Below are 2,668 nucleotides of genomic sequence, written 5' to 3' on the forward strand. Positions count from 1 at the left end.
AAAACGACTGTGGCAGGCCGCCCGTGAGGGCAACCTGCCATAGTCTACGCGATCGCCGTATCAATCAGAGCAACGGCCCACCGGCCGCGATGGCCGACAGCTGAGCGAACTCGGCCGCCTTGAGCGACGCACCGCCGACCAGAGCGCCGTCGACGTCGGGCTGTCCGACGATCTCCGCGACGTTCTTGGCGTTGACGCTACCGCCGTATAGGACGCGCACCCCAGCCGCGGTAGCCGCGTCGGAGAGGTCCGCGAGAGCGTCCCGCACGGCAGCGCACACCTCCTGCGCATCCTGGGCGCTCGCGACCCGGCCCGTGCCGATGGCCCAGACGGGTTCGTACGCCACGACCAGCTTGCTGATCTCTTCGGCCGAGAAACCCGCCAGCGAGGCCTTGAGCTGCTCGACGTTGTACGCCACATGCTCGCCCGACTCCCGGATCGGCAGACCCTCGCCGATACAGACGATCGGCGTGAGACCGTGGCGTAGCGCCGCCGTGGTCTTCGCGTGCACCACGTCGTTGGTCTCGTTGTGCAGGGTCCGGCGTTCCGAATGCCCGACGGTGACGTACGTGCAGCCCAGCTTCTCCAAGAAGGCGCCGCTGATCTCACCGGTGTAGGCACCCGAGTCGTGGGACGAGATGTCCTGCGCACCGTAGGTGAGCAGCAGCTTGTCCCCGTCGATGAGACTCTGCACGCTGCGGATGTCGGTGAACGGCACCAGCACGGTGACGTCGACCTTGTCGAAATACTTCTCCGGCAACGTGAACGCGATCTTCTGCACCAGCGCGATCGCTTCGAAGTGGTTCAGGTTGCACTTCCAGTTGCCCGCGATGAGCGGCTTGCGTGCCTTAGCCATGGGATCAGCCTTCCGTTTCCAGTACCGCGAGGCCGGGTAGTTCTTTGCCCTCGAGGTATTCCAAGGATGCGCCACCACCGGTGGAGATGTGCGAAAACGCGGTGTCCGGGAGGCCGAACGAGCGCACCGCGGCCGCCGAATCGCCGCCACCGACGACGCTAAACCCGCCGGCCTCGGTGGCCGTGGCGATCGCCTCGGCCACGCCGCGGGTGCCAGCGGCAAACTTCTCGAACTCGAACACGCCCATCGGGCCGTTCCAGAACACAGTCTTGGCGCCGCGCAACACGGTGGAGAACCGTTCCACGGTGCCCGGACCGATGTCCAAGCCCATTCCGTCGGTGAAGCCGTCGGCAGTGAACGCGATCGACGTGTCCGCATCCGCGGCGAACGCATCGGCGACGACGATGTCGTGCGGGAGGTGAATCACGTCGCCGAACCGGGCGAGCAGATCCTTGCAGGTGTCGATCATGTCTGCCTGCAGCAGCGAATCGCCGACCGCACTGCCTTGGGCCTTAATGAAGGTGAAGGCCATCCCGCCGCCGATCACCAGGGTGTCGACCTTGGGGGCCAACGCCTCGATCACCGCGAGCTTGTCGGACACTTTGGAGCCGCCGAGTACGACGGCGTACGGGTGCTCGACATCGGTCGTGATGCGTCCGAGCACCTCGACTTCAGTCGCCACCAGATCACCGGCGTACGACGGGAGCAACTGCGCCACGTCGTAGACGGACGCCTGCTTGCGGTGCACGACGCCGAAGCCGTCAGACACGAAGGCGCCGTCGTCGCCAACCAACTCCACTAGCGCCGAGGCGAGCTTGCGCCGCTCGGCGTCGTCCTTACTGGTTTCCCGCGGATCGAATCGGATGTTCTCCAGCAGCAACACGTCACCGTCGGTGAGGCCCTCGGCGCGCGCCAGCGCATCGGAGCCCACGACGTCGCCAGCGAGCTGGACGTTGCGGCCCAGCTCCTGTGCCAACCGGGCGGCGACCGGCGCCAGCGACAGCGCCGGGTCCGGTTCGCCCTTCGGGCGGCCCAGATGTGCGGTGATGATCACCTTGGCACCGGCGTCCACCAGCTGCCGCAACGTCGGGATGCTGGCCAAGATCCGGCCCGGGTCGGTGATCTCATCGCCGTCGAGCGGAACGTTGAAATCCGATCGGACCAGCACGCCGCGGCCCGAAACTCCTTCTGCCAGAAGGTCTTTGAGGGTGCGAACAGCCATATTTACAGCGACTTGCTCACGAGGGTGATCAGGTCGGCGAGGCGGTTCGAGTAGCCCCACTCGTTGTCGTACCAGGACACGACCTTCACCTGGTTGCCGAGCACCTTGGTCAGACCGGCGTCGAGCAGCGAGGAATGCGGATCGGTGACGATGTCGCTCGAGACGATCGGCGCGTCGTAGTACTTCAGAATGCCCTTCATCGGACCGTCCGCCGCCGCCTTCATCGCCGCGTTGATCTCCTCGGCGGTGGCCGACTTCTCCAACTCGACGGTGAGGTCGGTGACCGAGCCGGTGGGGATCGGCACGCGGAGGGCGTAGCCGTCGAGCTTGCCCTTGAGCACCGGCAGCACCTCGCCGATGGCCTTGGCGGCACCGGTCGAGGTCGGAACGATGTTCAGGGCGGCGGCGCGGGCGCGACGCAGGTCCTTGTGCGGAGCGTCCTGCAGGTTCTGGTCCTGGGTGTACGCGTGCACCGTGGTCATCAGACCCTGCTTGATGCCGAACGAGTCCTCCAGGACCTTGGCGATCGGGCCAAGGCAGTTGGTGGTGCACGAGGCGTTGGAGATGATGTTCTGGGTGCCGTCGTACTC

At 66.0% G+C, this 2,668-nt stretch carries 3 protein-coding genes; all 3 read right to left on the minus strand.

Translation table 11 applies throughout. The features are described from left to right. Positions 1 to 64 precede the first annotated feature (64 nt). Positions 65 to 856 (minus strand): triose-phosphate isomerase, encoded by a 792-nt coding sequence (gene tpiA, locus WAW85_RS08485; protein ID WP_422559181.1) that lies wholly within the window; start codon positions 854 to 856, stop codon positions 65 to 67. 4 nt (positions 857 to 860) lie between these two features. Further along, complete coding sequence (locus WAW85_RS08490) at positions 861 to 2,078, minus strand: phosphoglycerate kinase (protein ID WP_422559182.1); 1,218 nt, start codon at positions 2,076 to 2,078, stop codon at positions 861 to 863. Positions 2,079 to 2,080: 2 nt separating this feature from the next. Then, positions 2,081 to 2,668, minus strand: a 588-nt coding sequence (locus WAW85_RS08495) for a type I glyceraldehyde-3-phosphate dehydrogenase (RefSeq protein ID WP_422559183.1), incomplete at its 5' end; no start/stop codon positions are given.

Origin of the sequence: Gordonia sp. (in: high G+C Gram-positive bacteria), assembly GCF_049299075.1 — a bacterium.
Classification (GTDB): domain Bacteria; phylum Actinomycetota; class Actinomycetes; order Mycobacteriales; family Mycobacteriaceae; genus Gordonia.

Coding starts and splice junctions, on each gene's coding strand:
- tpiA (WP_422559181.1), bottom strand. CDS start 856: ATGGCTAAGGCACGCAAGCCGCTCATCGCGGGCAACTGGAAGTGCAAC.
- WAW85_RS08490 (WP_422559182.1), bottom strand. CDS start 2,078: ATGGCTGTTCGCACCCTCAAAGACCTTCTGGCAGAAGGAGTTTCGGGC.